This is a genomic window from Mastigocoleus testarum BC008, from assembly GCF_001456025.1.
Classification (GTDB): Bacteria; Cyanobacteriota; Cyanobacteriia; order Cyanobacteriales; family Nostocaceae; genus Mastigocoleus; species Mastigocoleus testarum.
In genome coordinates, this window is record NZ_LMTZ01000162.1 from 196876 (window position 1) to 211693 (window position 14818).

The following is a 14818-nucleotide window of genomic DNA, read 5'->3' on the forward strand; positions in this document are numbered from 1 at the left end:
AATAAACTTGAGTTTAGATCGCAAAATTCTCGATTGCGCTGACATCCCCTAAAACTATCTTGATGCTGAAGAGATCTCCACGAGAAGCACTAAACTCTAATTCAATTTTTCTGTTATCGTTTTTGGTTTTAGCTTCCATCACAGCAGTTCCTTCGTCATCTAAAATCATGACATGAAGCAAAGGTGGTAAGTACTCGTTTTCATGTCCTGGATATAAGCTGACAATAATATTTAAATCATCAAAGTTGTTTTTATCACGACTGATATTAACAACTATTCCTACTGATTCTCTATTGGCTTTGATGCCAAAATCAATTAATTTAGCCCTTTCAACAGAACCGCTTAAATCTTCTTCACCACTTCTAAATTGCCAACCTGGTTTAGCTAAAAGAATACTTTCAATAGTTTGCCAATCTACTTCAAAAATATTCTCAAACCATTTTGTTAAATTTACCTGTCTCTTTTCAGATGATATGGTATTTTTTAACCTTGTAGATTCTAAAGATTCGAGATATTCTAGTAATTTTTCTAAAGGTTGTAGTTGATTAATAGGTAGATTATCAATTGATGTCTCTTTAAAAAATCCCAATAATTCGGCTGATTGTAAAGATTTATTTATTGCCACTGCGACATAACCAATACGGTTTGATTGGACTTCCGGTGGGATATAAACAAAATTTTCATCTTTTTGAACCGGACGACATTCTAATTTTCCTAAATTTTCGAGCAATAAATCAGCTATATCCGTAAGGGTTTGTTGTACTGGATCCCAACTTTCACTAGCTTCAATATGGGTTTTAAAACCCATACATTTAAGGTAAAAGTCAACAAAAGATACAGATAAAGTGTTAAGTAAAACCTGCTGACTTTTTTCTGGTGTAACTTGCTGCTTAGACCATTTTTCTGCTCGCATTCTAGCAATAGTTGATATTGGACCGCAAAATGTAGAAAAAGTTGCTGTATCACTCATTAATTTGACCCTAGCTAATATCTTGACATCCAAATAAATCTCTAAATTTGCCGCTAAATTTTTCTAAAGTTCGTTGATAGAAGTTACTTAAAGTTGGGATTGGAATATTCAATTCATCTGAAATATCTTTCCAAGATATACCCGACCATCTTTTTATCGCAATAAATTGGAAATTTACTTGGGGATATTTTTTAATATATGCTTCCTTAAAAATTCCCTGTGGGTCTGTTTCTATATATTTTCTGATATTGTGAAAAATTGATACATAATTATCTTCGTTTTCTCCGTTTTCAAACATCAGATTCTCTTGATTATCTAAAAAAGAATTATCAATATTAATTTCATTCGTCTGACCAATTATTTTCGGAATTGCCTCTGTAAAAAAACGTCGACTTAATAACATATTGATCCAAGTTATGAATTTGCCACGTTCAGGGTTATATTTATCAATATTTGTGCATATATATAGAAATAAGTCTTGCAGTGCTTCTTGATAAATATATTCATAAATTCCTTGGAACTGACCTTTATACGGATGTATCAGTTTTTGCGAACGGTAGATAGCATCAATTAATTTCGATAAGGCTATTCGCCTCCCTGTTGTACCTAAAGGTTGTTTTTGTGCTTGCAGAGCTAGCTCTTGAAGCTGTTGCTCATTCATGTTTCATATTTTCATGAGAATTTTATTTCTCTCAAAACTATCAGGTTTTTAGGAAGAGTTTTATTCAAATTATTTGATTTTTGTCATAAAAATTTAGAAAATATAGCGCCACCCGCAGGTCAAAATAGCTTTGCTAACAAAACATCTACAATACGCTAGAGGCTTATAGCTACGATACCTACAGCGTCGGCAAAGCCTAAGCATGTGTCCGTAGGAAAAACAGAATTTACCAATATCCTAACCTTATTACGTAGTGCTATATTTTTTACTGTTAGGGACTTCCAAAAAAAAAGAATATACTATTAGCGCACATTGGTCATTGGTGCGCTCCTGCAAAGGAAGAATATAGTATAAATTATTTTCTGGAAATCCCCATATCAAAATCAGTTTTGATTATATTATGAGCCTGAAACTCTTCCCACAACTTCATTAGAACTTATTGCTGCTTTTAACTGCTGACAAAGTTCTCCAACAGCTTGTAATCCTTCTACTGAGTTTTCATTTGCCAATTTTTTCACAAAAGCACTACCAACAATTACCGCATCTGCTCCCCAATCTTTGACTTGACGTGCTTGCTCGGGACCAGAAATTCCAAAACCAACACCGATGGGTTTATCAGTTATATCTCGCATGCTGACAAGCAAATCTTCTACTCTACTTTCCATTTGCGATCGCATTCCTGTTACCCCAGTCACGCTGACTAAGTAAATAAAACCTTGGGATTGACGGGTAATAGCCTCTATTCTTTCTGTAGAGCTAGTAGGAGCGACTAATAAAGTTACCTCAATCCCAAAATTTGCAGCATTTTGAATCAAGTCCTCTGCTTCTTCTAAAGGTAAATCCGGTATTACCAATCCTCGTACCCCAACTTTAGCAACCCGGGCTAAAAATTCCTTCACTCCCCGGTTCAAAATCGGATTGTAATAAGTAAATAAAATTATTGGTGCTTGTAACTCAGGGCTAACCCGTGCAATCATTTCTAAAACTTGCTCTAACTTCGTACCTTTTTCTAAAGCCCGAGTTGCAGCAGCTTGAATTACAGGACCATCTGCTAATGGATCGGAGTAGGGAACACCCAACTCAATAAAGTCCGCACCGTTGCGGTCTAAGACTTGCAAAGCTTTCTCTGTGGTGTCTAAATCGGGATCGCCCGCAGTAATGAAAGGGATTAAAGCACAAGATTTGGAAGCCCTTAAGGATTGGAAGGAATTGGAAATAGAAGTCATGCGATCGATTCAAAAATTCAAAAATTCAAAATCTATTAACTTATTTTGCCCACAAGATTATATTTTCTGAGCAAGAAAATAGAGAGTAACTTCATTTTCGCCTCTCAACTCAAGTCCTCAACAAAAATATGCAAATTTGCTAGTAATTTTGGTAATTGGTAATTATTTTTATATCTGCATTCAATAAATTGCTTGACCTAGAACAGTTTAATTTTGCTCACGGCTAACATTTAAGAAAAAATTAAAGGGAGAGAAAAATTATTTCTCTTTCCCTTTGATTAATTCCATCTTTTGGAATAGCCGATCCAAGCAATATGAAATCTATCAGTAATGCTAGTTTTTTGTTTCATCCTTTGCAGCACAAGGATTAGCACTATCTTTAGCCGCACAAGGATTAGCATTATCTTTTGCAGCACAGGGATTCGCGACATCTTTCGCAGCGCAAGGATTAGCACCCTCTTGTGTTGTCTCAGGATCACCAGTGGTTTTACCCGCACATGGGTTTGCACAAGCTCCAATAAATCCCAAGCTCAGCATAGAAACGGTAACGAGTGTAGCCAAATATTTAGCTCTCATACAATCTCCCTTCAGCAAAAATTTCATTTCATGGTTTATACGAAGCTGAAGTGAAAATGGATTCACTTATTATTTTTTGTTGTCAACTGTGGATCTACCGTTATCAATTCAATCTAAGTCAGCAAACGAAATTACTCGTTAGTTAAAATTTTCTTAACTAATTCGGGTATCTGAGAAGGACGTTCTGCAACAGGAACTTTTGCTTTAGACAAAGCAGCTAGTTTATTTTTAGCAGTACCAAAGTCGGGATCGCGCCCTATGACTGCTGCTAAAGTTCCTGTTTGACGCCAATGCTTTGCTGGTGGAACTTGAGTTCCTGCGATGTAAGCAACTACTGGTTTATCAATAGCTTCTTTAATATACTGAGCTGCAGCTTCTTCACTACCTCCACCAGGTTGACCAACTAATACAATAGCTTCAGTTGAGTCATCTTCATCAAGAATCTGTAGCCATTGATTAAAAGATGAACCAACCACTGCATCGCTACCAATACTGACGCTGATTGACTGTCCAATACCTGCTGTTGTTAATTCCCGCGCAACTTCATAGGTTAAAGTTGTACTGCGACTGATAATTCCAACCACACCTGGAGTATAAAATTCTGCTGGTTGAGTTCCCAAAAGAATTTTACTTGGTACGATGATCCCCGGACTATTAGGACCCACGATTAAGGTTTCATTTGCCTCGGCTTTACGCACTAACTTCACCATATCCAGAGGTGGAACTCCAGGTGAAATAATAATAATTTGGCGGATACCTGAGGCGATCGCCTCTAATGCAGCGTCCAGTACTTGGTAAGAGTGTACGCAGATAATTGTTGTATCAACTACTCCAAATTCATCTACAACTTCTTCCACTAAATCAAACATTGGCAGATCGTATATTTCTTGTCCACCATATCCAGGATTCACTCCTGCTAATAGATTTGTGCCATATGCTTTCATTTGAGCAATATGAGATGCACATATGAATTCACTAAAACCCTGGATTAAAACTTTACTGTTTGGCGTTAAATTCATAAGAGTTCGAATAAATTGGGCTACCCACTACCCCAGCCATTGGGAAAAGAAAATAAAATCAGCAAGCATGAATATAAAGTAGCAAATGAGGATCAATAATGTTCGTTTTTTCTACGATCTAAGATAAAGGGTTAAATATTAATGTTAACTAAAAATCAAACTAAAAATCAAACTAAAAATCAAGGAAAAATTTCATACCTTATCAAATCAGAGGAATTAATTATCTCCGAAATTTTTATTCGTCGCGTTCGTGAAAAATAGAGATGTAATATATTACATCTCCAGAAATATTAGATTTCTAAAAAATTATCTTTGCTTTTACATTACACCAAATTCTTTTCCAATAAATAGAGATTGGCTTAATTAATACCAAAGAGAAAAAGCTTAATAATAACCATGAATATAGAGAATAAAAATCCTACTTTACCTTTTGTTTTGTACCCAAAACTTATAATTCTCTTCGGTTAGATTTTATCTGAATTATTATTAAGTAATCATGGATATTCAGATGTCATGAGTACAACCTTATAAACTTACAGAACTAGTTAATCTAACAGTTCTTTCCACTGCTTCATCTAAATTTTCTACTACTGTTAAAGCTAAATTACGAGGAGTTTCTAATTCGGTTAAATATTTTCGGTCTGTCTTGTACTCAGAACCAGCGAGACGAACAACTAAATGTGGTAAATTTCGAGAAGAAAGACCTTTATTCCCATTTAAACGCGTCATTGGTGGTTTAATTTGACTTTCAAAGTTTTGAATAAATTTCTCGATTGCATGACTTACTCCTCCAGATGCAGGTATACTGCCCAGAAAATTAATTAAAATAACATGAGTCTTTTTGTCATTAGCCATCATATGCAGAGCAGTTTCAAGGCGCTCGCTAAAAGTAACCTTTGAGGTATCAATCGAAGAAGAATGGCGTAAATTTAAACAGGTTCCAGGTTTACCTCCTGCATTGCTAACCGAATCTAAAGTAGTCATTAACGAACCTACACCATTACCAACGATCCCAACATTACCCGTCAAATACAGACCATTCCAAGTATTGAAATTAACATTTGCTTGGCGTGAATAAGACCGCTTAGTCATTTTCGCAGCCATGGTAACGATTTCCGGATGGCGAGCAATAGCTCGGTCGTTTACTCGCACATTACCATTAAGAGCCATAACCTGAGAGGAGCTACTCACGGCTAATGGGTTAATTTCTACTAGCTCTAAATCTTTTTCTGTAAATAATCGGTACATCTTTTCCAGGATTGCACTTACCGATTGCATGATTTTGCCCCGTAAACCCATTTTTAAGGCTAATCTTCGGGCATAAAATGGGGAAAAATCTTGATCCACCACCACATGTTGCATCTTATTTTCTGAGTGCTCCCAATCTACATCGGGTTCGTTACATCCCAAAAGTACTGGTCTACACAAAGCAGTATCCAGAACTACAGCCAAATAAAACTCTTTATGTACCTCGAATTTTGCTTCCGCAAGCAAGACATCCGGTAGTTCACCCAAAATTGGTAAATTAAAAATATTGTGTGCTGCTGCGATTGCATCAATAGTTGTCTCTACGAATCTGACTCCACCAGCTTTAGTACGTCTATCTCCATGAACTTGAGACTTTAAAACTATGGGATAGCGGATTTTCAATCTTTTTAAATCTGTAGGATGATCTATTCGTTGAGAAGGCAATACAGGTATGCCGATCATCCTAAACCATTCTTTAACTTGGAATTCCAACAAATCCATTGATATACACCCTAATTTGCCGTTGACAAAGCTATTCTGCAGCTATCGGTAGTAATAGAAATGTTGCACCTTTAATTGCAGAATCTAGCTTTAGTTTGGCTATAAAAATAAGACTTCTACTTATTAATTCTATCTAATGTAGTAGTAATAGTAAATTAATTTTTATAGCCAACTATCTTTGTCCTATTACTAATATGTAATTTTTACATCGGTAGTTTTGCGACAGTTTTATCTCCAGCTTTGCGCGGAAAATGAAATATCATCTATTAATAAATAGAATTTTCATCATACAACATAAATGAATCACAAAAGATAAAATTTAAGTTGAATTTTAGATACTGAAGTACACAGCTACAAAAATAAGAAATACTGAAAAATCATGATTTTTTCGAATTTAAATCATTTACTCAATGTATTTAAGTTTATTTTGGAATTAGTTTAAAAAAACTTGATTTGTTCTTTTGAATTTAAAATTCTAGATTGGAATAACAATTTACTAAACAAATATTTGTATTTAGTCTAAATATAAAACTCTAAGACATGGTTAAGGTTAAAGCATCTTAGCAGGGATAATGTTCTATCCCATAAAGTTGATAAATGTAAGTGTGGCTTTTTACTCCTAGCTATCTGTCCACAATAGTTATGATTTAGAAAATTAAGATTAATTAAAAACTGTGTGTGATGAAAAATTTGACTTTGGGATTACTTTTATAGTTATTTACAATTTTTTGTTGCACCTCTCATATTCATTCTAAAAATCAGTATCAACTTGGATTCATCATTTTTCAGGTAGCTATAGCTAGTTTGTAAAGCATATGTTTTGGCTCAAATTAGGCTCAAAGCATCTCTCAGAAGATTTTTTGGTTGATGTATGAAATTTATGAAGGTTGCCTTCATAAGTTTAAATACTGAGTTTATAGTGAAAAATAACTTACAAACTGTATAAATTGTGTTAGAAAATTGGTCGTTTGTGTTTTATGGCTGTGGTGGGTTCAACCGTGTATCTGCATTCAACCAATACAGAAAGTTCATATTCTAAGTTCGAGGAAGAACAAAACCAGCAAAATCACTGTCTGGGATCGACCTCTGAAAAAGATTTGCAATTCCTGGCTCAGCTTTTGCAAGAATATTTACGCGCAGAAATTCCCTCTGGAGAATTTTTTCTAGTGAGATGTGCTTTTGAAAAGAAGCAAACAATGGTTTTAGTTGAACATCCGTCAGGAGTTAAGGTTGATGCTAAAGCAATTTTTACAGTAATAGAAGAAGCTTTAGAATCAGAGTTGAATTTGTCTCAACAGTATCTAGAACTGTTTATCAGGGTTGTGGGTGCAAAACTTCCCTATGCAAAATGTTCTTTAAAGTTTGAAATGAAAGAACCCGCAACTTTAAGTCGACAGAATTCCGGAGAAGATAACGAAGAAGCGATTTCCAGTAGTTCCTCTACTGCGGCTTTATCTTTCCCATCGATTGCTCCCTCATCTTCTGAATCAATTGAAGAACCAGAACCTGTTTTGAGAGATACGAGTGAAAATGAAATCGAAGTAGAAATATTAACATCTTCTCCATCTTCAAAGACTAAATTACCCCATAGAGGAACTTTAATTTGTGGAATTATGGGAATCGTCGGAATATTTGGAACTGCGGGCTATTTATTTAGTAGCCCTTGCGTTGTGTCAAAATGTTCTCAAATTCATACCGCAGAAATGTTGACACAAAAATCGCCACTATTAGTAAGAGGTGCTGCTTCCGATTCTGATTTGGTGGTTCGACATAAAAAACTTAATCTTGCAATTAATTCGCTAAAAAAAATTCCCGGAATTTCCCCTCAGTACAACCAAGCAAATGAATTAATTATTAATTTATCTCAAAAATCAGAACAAATTGAACAAGTATTGCAAGCCTTCCAAACAGCTAGGCAAGCAACCGAGGCAAACTGGGGTAAAATTAGTAATTTATCAGAACTCCAGAACAGACAGCAATTGTGGCGTAATGCGATCGCTCCATTAGAAACCATCAACCTCAAGAGCGAACTATATAACGTTGTACAGCCAAAGCTAGCTGTGTATCGTAAAAACTTGAAAGTTGTAAATGAGCTATTATTCAGTGAGGAGAGATGGTTGAAAAAAATTAGAGATGCTTCATCTGTAGCAAAAGTAGCAAGTGTGCGACAAACACAAGCGAGTTCTTTAAAAGATTTACAAAAAGCTCAATCTACTTGGCAAATTGTTGTTAATGCCTTGAAACCAATACCCAAAACTAGTGTTGCATATTTTCAAGCGCAACAGAAGCTAGCAAAATATCAACCCAAACTTGTTGTAGCTCGTCAACGTACCAACAAAGAGTTAGCTGCTGCAAAATCCTACGAACAGATTCTCAGCGCCACAAATCAAGCTGAAAGCTATGAACGAAGTCATCAATTGGAATTAGCTGTTGTGCAATGGAAACAGGCTTTAAATACCGCACAAAACATTGCAAGCAATACATCTTATTCACAAAAAACACAGTCTTTAGTAGAACCTTTAACCGCAGCTCTTACCAAAGCACAACGAAGATTAAAAATTTATACCGAGCAGGAAAAAACTCTTAACGACTTAGAAAGAACTTGTTCTGGTGAAGTTATAGTTTGCGAATACACTTTTAATAACAAACAAATTGTGGTTAGGGTTACCAGTGAGTACGAGCAAGCATTAGAGCAACGCTTAATCGACGCTAGTCTTCAGGGAGATTCTGAACCGATCGCCAGTGTCAACGGTCATCTGCAAATGTTACAGCAAGCTTTAGAAGCAATCAGTATCAATGCTAAATCCTCACTTCTTGTTTATGATGCTCAAGGTAATGTGATTCAAGAATCAAAAATTCACTAAAGGAGTCAGAAGTCAGGAGTCAGGAGTCAGGAGTCAGAAGTCAGAATAGTGAGCAATAGCGCACCGCTTTGCTAACAGAAGTCAGGAGTCAGGAGTCGTAGAGACGTAGCATGCTACGTCTCTACAGGAGTCAGGAGTCAGTAGAGAAAAACTACCAATTACCATATGGCTAATGTCACGCTAGAGCCTACGGCGTCGGCAAAGCCTCTGACTAACGTCACGCTTCGCTTTCGCTAATGCTAACGCCGTTAGGCGCGGGCGTATACCAATTACCCATTACCAATTACCAATTACCAATTACCTAACAACCAACTGTGCTGCCGAATTAAAAGACTGACGACAAATTCCCCAAGTTACCAACAAAGAGGTCAGTAAATTAGTAAAAGCGATCGCAAACACGATTAAAATTTGGTAAGATGCTGCCTCACGGGGATTGACTCCACTAAGTAATTGTCCGGAGAAGAATGTTGGTATTGCAATCATCGCAATAATTGTCATCTGATTAATACTAGGAATTAACCCAGCACGAATTGCTTCTTGACGATATTGTCGAATTGCTTGTTGAGGAGATGCACCCAAACTCAAATGGGTTTCAATTTCTTGCTGGCTAGAATTAATCGTTTTTACAAGTCTTTCTCCTGCTATTGCTGCTGCATTCATTGCACTGGCTAAAATCATCCCAGCAATAGGAATCAAGTATTGGGGCTCAAACCATACCTTTGGTTGAATTATCAGTAAATTAATATACATAATAGCCACAGTGCTACTAAAAAGCATTGAAACCCATACCAAAGGAAGCATAAAGGGATTTTTTTGTTCGATGCGATTGCGTGCGATAATTGCCGCAATTGAAAGCATTACTGCTAACATCGCCAAAACAGCCCACATACTATGCAAAGTGAATACAATATCCAAAATGTATCCCAGCACCACTACCTGGAGAAGAGTTCTACCAGTTGCGATCGCAAATTTTAGTTCTAACCCTAATTTTTCCCAAGCAGATAGGGCTATAACTATCCCCATTAATGCTAATGCGCTAACTAAGTCCGCAAAAGTGAGTTGAATAATATTCATTATTTGACTCGAATCAGTAATAACCAAAGATAGTGATGGGTAATGATGCAAAAAATCCCACCTAATCTATTCGACCAATTTTTAAACTCCTTGCTTTCAAAAAGCTTAATGGCCTAATATTGGCAAATATTTTCAGCTTAAAGTAGCAATCATATCAATTGCGTTTACAATAACATACCATGCAAAAGCAAGTAAAAATGCTTGGGCAAATAGTATTAAAGACGACAGCTTTTTACTCCTTCTATGATGAAAAATGCCATTATTCCAAATTGATTGGCCTAAATTAAATATTGGTAAATACTGGTATCTATCTTTCTAAACACACATAAAAATTTATGATTCAAACTGTAAAATCTATCCCTGCTTTTGACATTAAACAACAGTATGCTGCTATGGAAGCAGAAATAAGTGCAGCTGTCCTCGAGGTTTTAGCTTCCGGTCGCTATATTGGCGGTCCGCTCGTTGAAGGTTTTGAGGAACAGTTTGCTACTTATCATGGTGTCTCTGAATGTATCGCTTGCAACTCTGGTACTGATGCTCTTTATCTAGCCTTACGTGCATTCGATATTGGTGCAGGTGACGAAGTAATTACAGTTCCTTTTACCTTTATTGCTACATCCGAAACTATTAGTAGTGCGGGGGCGCAACCAGTTTTCGTTGATATAGATCCTGCCACATTTAACCTCGATCTACAGCAAGTTGAAGCTGCAATTACACCTAAAACAAAAGCTATTATCCCGGTTCATTTGTTTGGACAACCGGTTGATATGACTAAATTAATGGATTTAGCTACTAAGCATAATTTAGTTGTAATTGAAGACTGCGCTCAATCTACAGGAGCAACTTGGGGCGAACAAAAAGTCGGAAGTATCGGACAAGTAGGTTGCTTTAGCTTTTATCCCACCAAAAATCTTGGTGCTTGTGGTGATGGAGGTGCAATAACTACTAGCGATCACGAAATTTCGAAAAAGCTAAGAGTACTCAAGGACCACGGTCAAAAATCCAAATATCACTATGAGTATATAGGTGTTAATAGTCGCTTAGATACAATTCAAGCAGCTATTTTGCAAATTAAACTGCGTTATTTAGATATTTGGAACAAACAGAGACAAAGAATAGCATATCGTTACCATCAGCAACTTTCACAGGTCCCCGGTATTATTACTCCACAACAATTGGCAGGAGGACAAGGAGTATGGAACCAATACACAATTCGAGTACTCGATAATAAACGCGACTTAGTAAGGGAAAAATTACAAGAACGAGGTGTAAATACAATGATTTACTATCCTCGTCCTTTGCATTTACAAGAAGTTTATGCACACTTGGGTTATCAAATCTCTTCATTACCAGTTTCTGAAGAAGTTTGCAATCAAGTTGTATCTTTACCTATGTTTCCAGAGCTTTCTGAAGAACAACAAGATCGAGTGATTCGCAGCTTAAAAGAAATTATGGGTTAGAAGTGACCCGTCTGAGAAAACCGCCCGCCTAATGCAGCAAGCTGTAGAGCTTAAGGTGGCGCAAGCTGCTCGCTCATAGGAGCGGATTGGGGTTTGGGATAAGGAATAAGGTAGTTAAAGAAAAGAAAATATTTACCAATGATAATCATCCATTAACAATTACCTAATCCCTACTCCCCAATCGAGATGGTAAAGATTGAATTTCATTGAGCCAAATTGATTGCTGGGGTACAGGGATAGAAATTCCTGCTTCGTCAAAGGCAATTTTGACGCGACGCCTGTATTCTCTGGCGACCTCCCACTGCTTTAAAGGTTGGGTTTTGATCCACACCCGAATGGTTACACCTCTGTCACCAAAATTCTCTATTCCTAAAACTTCGGGAGTATCAAGAATGCGTTAACTCCATTCTTGGTCTTTTGCCATATTTAAACCAAAAGCTAGAGTTTTCTTGAAATTTAAAGAAACTCAAACTGAATGAGTAAAACTTATATTAGTTGTAAATATCAGGTTAATATTCAACAATATTTTGCGGTCTGTATTTATAATACTATAGGACTTACGCATTGACATAATGAGAAAAATATGAAGCATGTATTTTAGGCATTAAACATCAATTTTCCGATACCTTTTACGCAATTACTTTAATCATGGAGTTATTGAAAATAGTCTGAAACAACGTATTCTCGTTACTTTAAATTAGTATTTTTGTACTATACGTAAGTCCTATACTAGGAGAAAGATAGATCGAACTGGTGCATCTAAGACAGAAATAATATATAGGCGAAAAAAATATTTGCTGTTATTGCCTTTGCAGACCGTAGGTAATGAATATCTGTAATTTATTCTGACCTATATTTATTGGTGCTTTAGTTCAGTAACTAAAAGTGAGTTAAAGCCATAGCAGTTCAAATCATATACATAAATCCTATGTCATCAGAAAATTCTTCCCCAGACAAAATTTGGATCATTACTGAAGAAATATCGGAAACATCACCCACCGATGAAAAATCTACCTATAGAGGTGCTAGAGGAAGTGATGATACAGGAGGATACCTTGGTGCGGAAACCAATGAGAAAAAAATAGTTTTTGATACACCGACAGGGAAAAAATTAGCTATTACCAGACGCCCTGTAGAAGTAAGTAAACTTAAAGAAGAAATGAGAGGGTTTCTGCAAGCAATGAGGGAAATGCTGGATGAAGCAGAAACATCAAATTCCAAAATACAACTTGATGAAGTAGAGTTATCTGTGGAAATTAATGGGGAAGGAAAAATCAACTTGTTTGGAATTGGTGGGGGAAAAGCTGGAGGTAAAGGAGGAATGACCTTTAAGTTTAAGCGGAAATAATCGACGAAACAGATGGGTAAGAATTGGGCGATCGCGATCGGCATCAATCACTACGATAACTTGCAACCGTTGAAGTATGCTCAACGGGATGCTGAAGCGATGCAAACTTGGTTTCAGCAGGAAGCTAAGTTTGATCGGGTATTTCTGTTTACGGAAAATTCTCCGCCAATTCCTGCTAGTAGACCCATACCAACTCAACCTACACATGGGCGTTTTCTAAGATTTTTAAATTTCCAGTTTCAAAAACCTTTGCTGCAACCAGAAGATAATCTGTGGTTTTTCTTTGCTGGACATGGTAGAAGATACCAAGACCAAGATTATTTAATGTTCTTGGATAGCGACCCCCAAGCAGTGGATAGAACAGCTATTTCTGTTGATTATGTAACTCAGCGATTGCGTCGCAGTGGTGCTGATAATGTTGTTTTATTTATCGATGCTTGTCGAGATGAAGGTGGTAGGGGAGGATTGGGAATTGGTGAGGAGGAACATCAAGGAGTAATTACATTTTATTCCTGTAATGCAAATGAACAATCTTGGGAAATCGATGAGTTACAACATGGTGCGTTTACCCATGCTTTGTTGGAAGGATTAAAGTTACAGGGAGGGGGTAATTGTGCAACGGTTGAGCGTCTGGCGCGACATTTGTATAACAGGGTTCCACAGTTAAATACTCAACATAGAAGACTGGTACAGTATCCCTACTTTAAGGCCGATCCGCCTTACAAAATGTATTTTATTCTATTAAAGCAGTTTGCTAATTTTCGAGATGTACAACCTTTAATTGATCGAGCACAGCAAGCAGAACTGGAAGGAGATTTTTTATTAGCGGAAAGTCTGTGGAAAAGACTTTGGGGAGTTACTGGTGTTGAGGGACGTGCATTTCAAGCTATTAAAAGAATTGCTCAGAAACAGACAGATTTTTCAAATTCTCAATTTCCTAATTCTTCTGAGGGAGGAAGGGGAGGAACTGTTGAGAGTAATATTGTTGAGATTAATACTCAAAGGGAAGAGCAACATCAGCAGAATTTAGCACAGTATCGGCAAAGATTCTCTCAAGCAGTAGAACAAGAATTTCCCCTAACTGAAGCTAGTCGTAAACAGTTAAGGAACCTACGACAATCTTTACAGCTTAGTGATGAAGAAGTATTGCAGATAGAACAACTAATTGTTGATCGAAAGGAAACAGAGAGGAAAAGACAACAGCAGGAAGCACAGAGATTACGCGAGCAACAAGAAACTGAAAGACGCAAGAAGCAAGAACAAGAGAGAATAAAGCAACAGCAAGAAGCTGAAAGACGAAAGCAACAGGAACAAGAGAAAATAAAGCAGCAACAAGAAGCTGAAAGACGGAAACAGCAGGAACAAGAGAGAATAAGACAGCAACAAGAGGCTGAAAAGCGAAAGCAGCAGGAACAAGAGAGAATAAAGCAGCAACAAGAAGCAGGGAGACGCCAAACACAAACTACAACTACTATATCCCCAACGCCAATCAACCGCAGGCAGTTTTTGAAGTGGGCTGGATTAGGAAGTGGAGGTTTGGTGATCGCAGTAATAGTTGTTAATGTGTTTTTTAATACCAGTGATTTACCGGAGACACTTCCTAGTTCTCCTTCTTCAAAGCCATCAAATCCTGCAAGTTCTTCACCGATAATGACTGAACTACCAAAAAGTAATAATCCACAGAGAAACTCAACGTCACTTTCTAAGGTATTTGCAAACTTACCAAGATTAGAAGGCAAAGCAACTGTAGTAATGACTGTTGGAGGTTCGCCAATCACCATCGAATTAGATGGTGACAACGCTCCCATTACTGCTGGAAATTTTGTAGATTTAGTGCAACGCGGTGTTTACAATGGGCTAGTGTTTCATAG

10 protein-coding genes and 3 pseudogenes are annotated in these 14818 nt (G+C 36.9%); 5 read left to right on the plus strand and 8 right to left on the minus strand.

The window, feature by feature from the left end; genetic code table 11:
- Nucleotides 1-13 precede the first annotated feature (13 nt).
- The 6 genes from BC008_RS43840 to BC008_RS43865 all read right to left on the minus strand — a co-directional run bounded on the left by BC008_RS43840 (nt 14) and on the right by BC008_RS43865 (nt 6201).
- Nucleotides 14-970 carry a DUF1822 family protein gene (locus BC008_RS43840; protein WP_027841915.1) on the minus strand — a complete coding sequence of 319 codons (957 nt, stop codon included), beginning with the start codon at nt 968-970 and terminating at the stop codon, nt 14-16.
- Between the two features lie 10 nt (nt 971-980).
- The gene (locus BC008_RS43845) at nt 981-1631 is read right to left on the minus strand and encodes a hypothetical protein (RefSeq protein WP_027841914.1); all 651 of its coding nucleotides are present in this window, start codon (nt 1629-1631) and stop codon (nt 981-983) included.
- 398 nt (nt 1632-2029) lie between these two features.
- Nucleotides 2030-2857 carry a tryptophan synthase subunit alpha gene (gene trpA / locus BC008_RS43850; RefSeq protein WP_027841913.1) on the minus strand — a complete coding sequence of 276 codons (828 nt, stop codon included), beginning with the start codon at nt 2855-2857 and terminating at the stop codon, nt 2030-2032.
- Nucleotides 2858-3190: 333 nt separating this feature from the next.
- On the minus strand, nt 3191-3433 hold the full coding sequence (locus tag BC008_RS43855; protein ID WP_027841912.1) for a hypothetical protein: 243 nt from the start codon (nt 3431-3433) through the stop codon (nt 3191-3193).
- Nucleotides 3434-3564: 131 nt separating this feature from the next.
- Nucleotides 3565-4452, minus strand: coding sequence for a succinate--CoA ligase subunit alpha (locus BC008_RS43860; RefSeq protein ID WP_027841911.1), 888 nt, complete (start codon nt 4450-4452; stop codon nt 3565-3567).
- Nucleotides 4453-4977: 525 nt separating this feature from the next.
- Nucleotides 4978-6201, minus strand: a complete 1224-nt coding sequence (locus BC008_RS43865; protein ID WP_027841910.1) for an ATP-grasp domain-containing protein — start codon at nt 6199-6201, stop codon at nt 4978-4980.
- Nucleotides 6202-7199: 998 nt separating this feature from the next.
- Here BC008_RS43865 and BC008_RS43870 point away from each other — a divergent pair.
- Nucleotides 7200-9065, plus strand: a complete 1866-nt coding sequence (locus tag BC008_RS43870) for a hypothetical protein (RefSeq protein WP_153009683.1) — start codon at nt 7200-7202, stop codon at nt 9063-9065.
- A gap of 297 nt (nt 9066-9362) precedes the next feature.
- Here the strand turns inward: BC008_RS43870 and BC008_RS43875 are convergent, their stop codons facing one another.
- Nucleotides 9363-10142 (minus strand): ABC transporter permease, encoded by a 780-nt coding sequence (locus BC008_RS43875; protein ID WP_027846815.1) that lies wholly within the window; start codon nt 10140-10142, stop codon nt 9363-9365.
- A 332-nt stretch (nt 10143-10474) separates the two neighbouring features.
- Here BC008_RS43875 and BC008_RS43880 point away from each other — a divergent pair, with 332 nt between their 5' ends.
- Complete coding sequence (locus BC008_RS43880; protein ID WP_027846814.1) at nt 10475-11599, plus strand: DegT/DnrJ/EryC1/StrS family aminotransferase; 1125 nt, start codon at nt 10475-10477, stop codon at nt 11597-11599.
- A 163-nt stretch (nt 11600-11762) separates the two neighbouring features.
- Here the strand turns inward: BC008_RS43880 and BC008_RS47230 are convergent.
- Nucleotides 11763-11996 (minus strand): annotated as a pseudogene (locus tag BC008_RS47230) (mechanosensitive ion channel family protein); the annotation flags it as partial.
- A 531-nt stretch (nt 11997-12527) separates the two neighbouring features.
- Between BC008_RS47230 and BC008_RS43885 the strand changes: the two are divergent.
- The 3 genes and pseudogenes from BC008_RS43885 to BC008_RS51000 form a co-directional block, all read left to right on the plus strand.
- Nucleotides 12528-12947 carry a Pepco domain-containing protein gene (locus BC008_RS43885; protein WP_027846961.1) on the plus strand — a complete coding sequence of 140 codons (420 nt, stop codon included), beginning with the start codon at nt 12528-12530 and terminating at the stop codon, nt 12945-12947.
- Between the two features lie 12 nt (nt 12948-12959).
- Nucleotides 12960-13598, plus strand: a pseudogene (locus tag BC008_RS51950) (caspase family protein); the annotation flags it as partial.
- A gap of 1065 nt (nt 13599-14663) precedes the next feature.
- Nucleotides 14664-14818: pseudogene (locus BC008_RS51000) on the plus strand (peptidylprolyl isomerase); the annotation flags it as partial.

Coding starts and splice junctions, on each gene's coding strand:
- BC008_RS43840 (WP_027841915.1), bottom strand. CDS start 970: ATGAGTGATACAGCAACTTTTTCTACATTTTGCGGTCCAATATCAACT.
- BC008_RS43845 (WP_027841914.1), bottom strand. CDS start 1,631: ATGAATGAGCAACAGCTTCAAGAGCTAGCTCTGCAAGCACAAAAACAA.
- trpA (WP_027841913.1), bottom strand. CDS start 2,857: ATGACTTCTATTTCCAATTCCTTCCAATCCTTAAGGGCTTCCAAATCT.
- BC008_RS43855 (WP_027841912.1), bottom strand. CDS start 3,433: ATGAGAGCTAAATATTTGGCTACACTCGTTACCGTTTCTATGCTGAGC.
- BC008_RS43860 (WP_027841911.1), bottom strand. CDS start 4,452: ATGAATTTAACGCCAAACAGTAAAGTTTTAATCCAGGGTTTTAGTGAA.
- BC008_RS43865 (WP_027841910.1), bottom strand. CDS start 6,201: ATGGATTTGTTGGAATTCCAAGTTAAAGAATGGTTTAGGATGATCGGC.
- BC008_RS43880 (WP_027846814.1), top strand. CDS start 10,475: ATGATTCAAACTGTAAAATCTATCCCTGCTTTTGACATTAAACAACAG.
- BC008_RS43885 (WP_027846961.1), top strand. CDS start 12,528: ATGTCATCAGAAAATTCTTCCCCAGACAAAATTTGGATCATTACTGAA.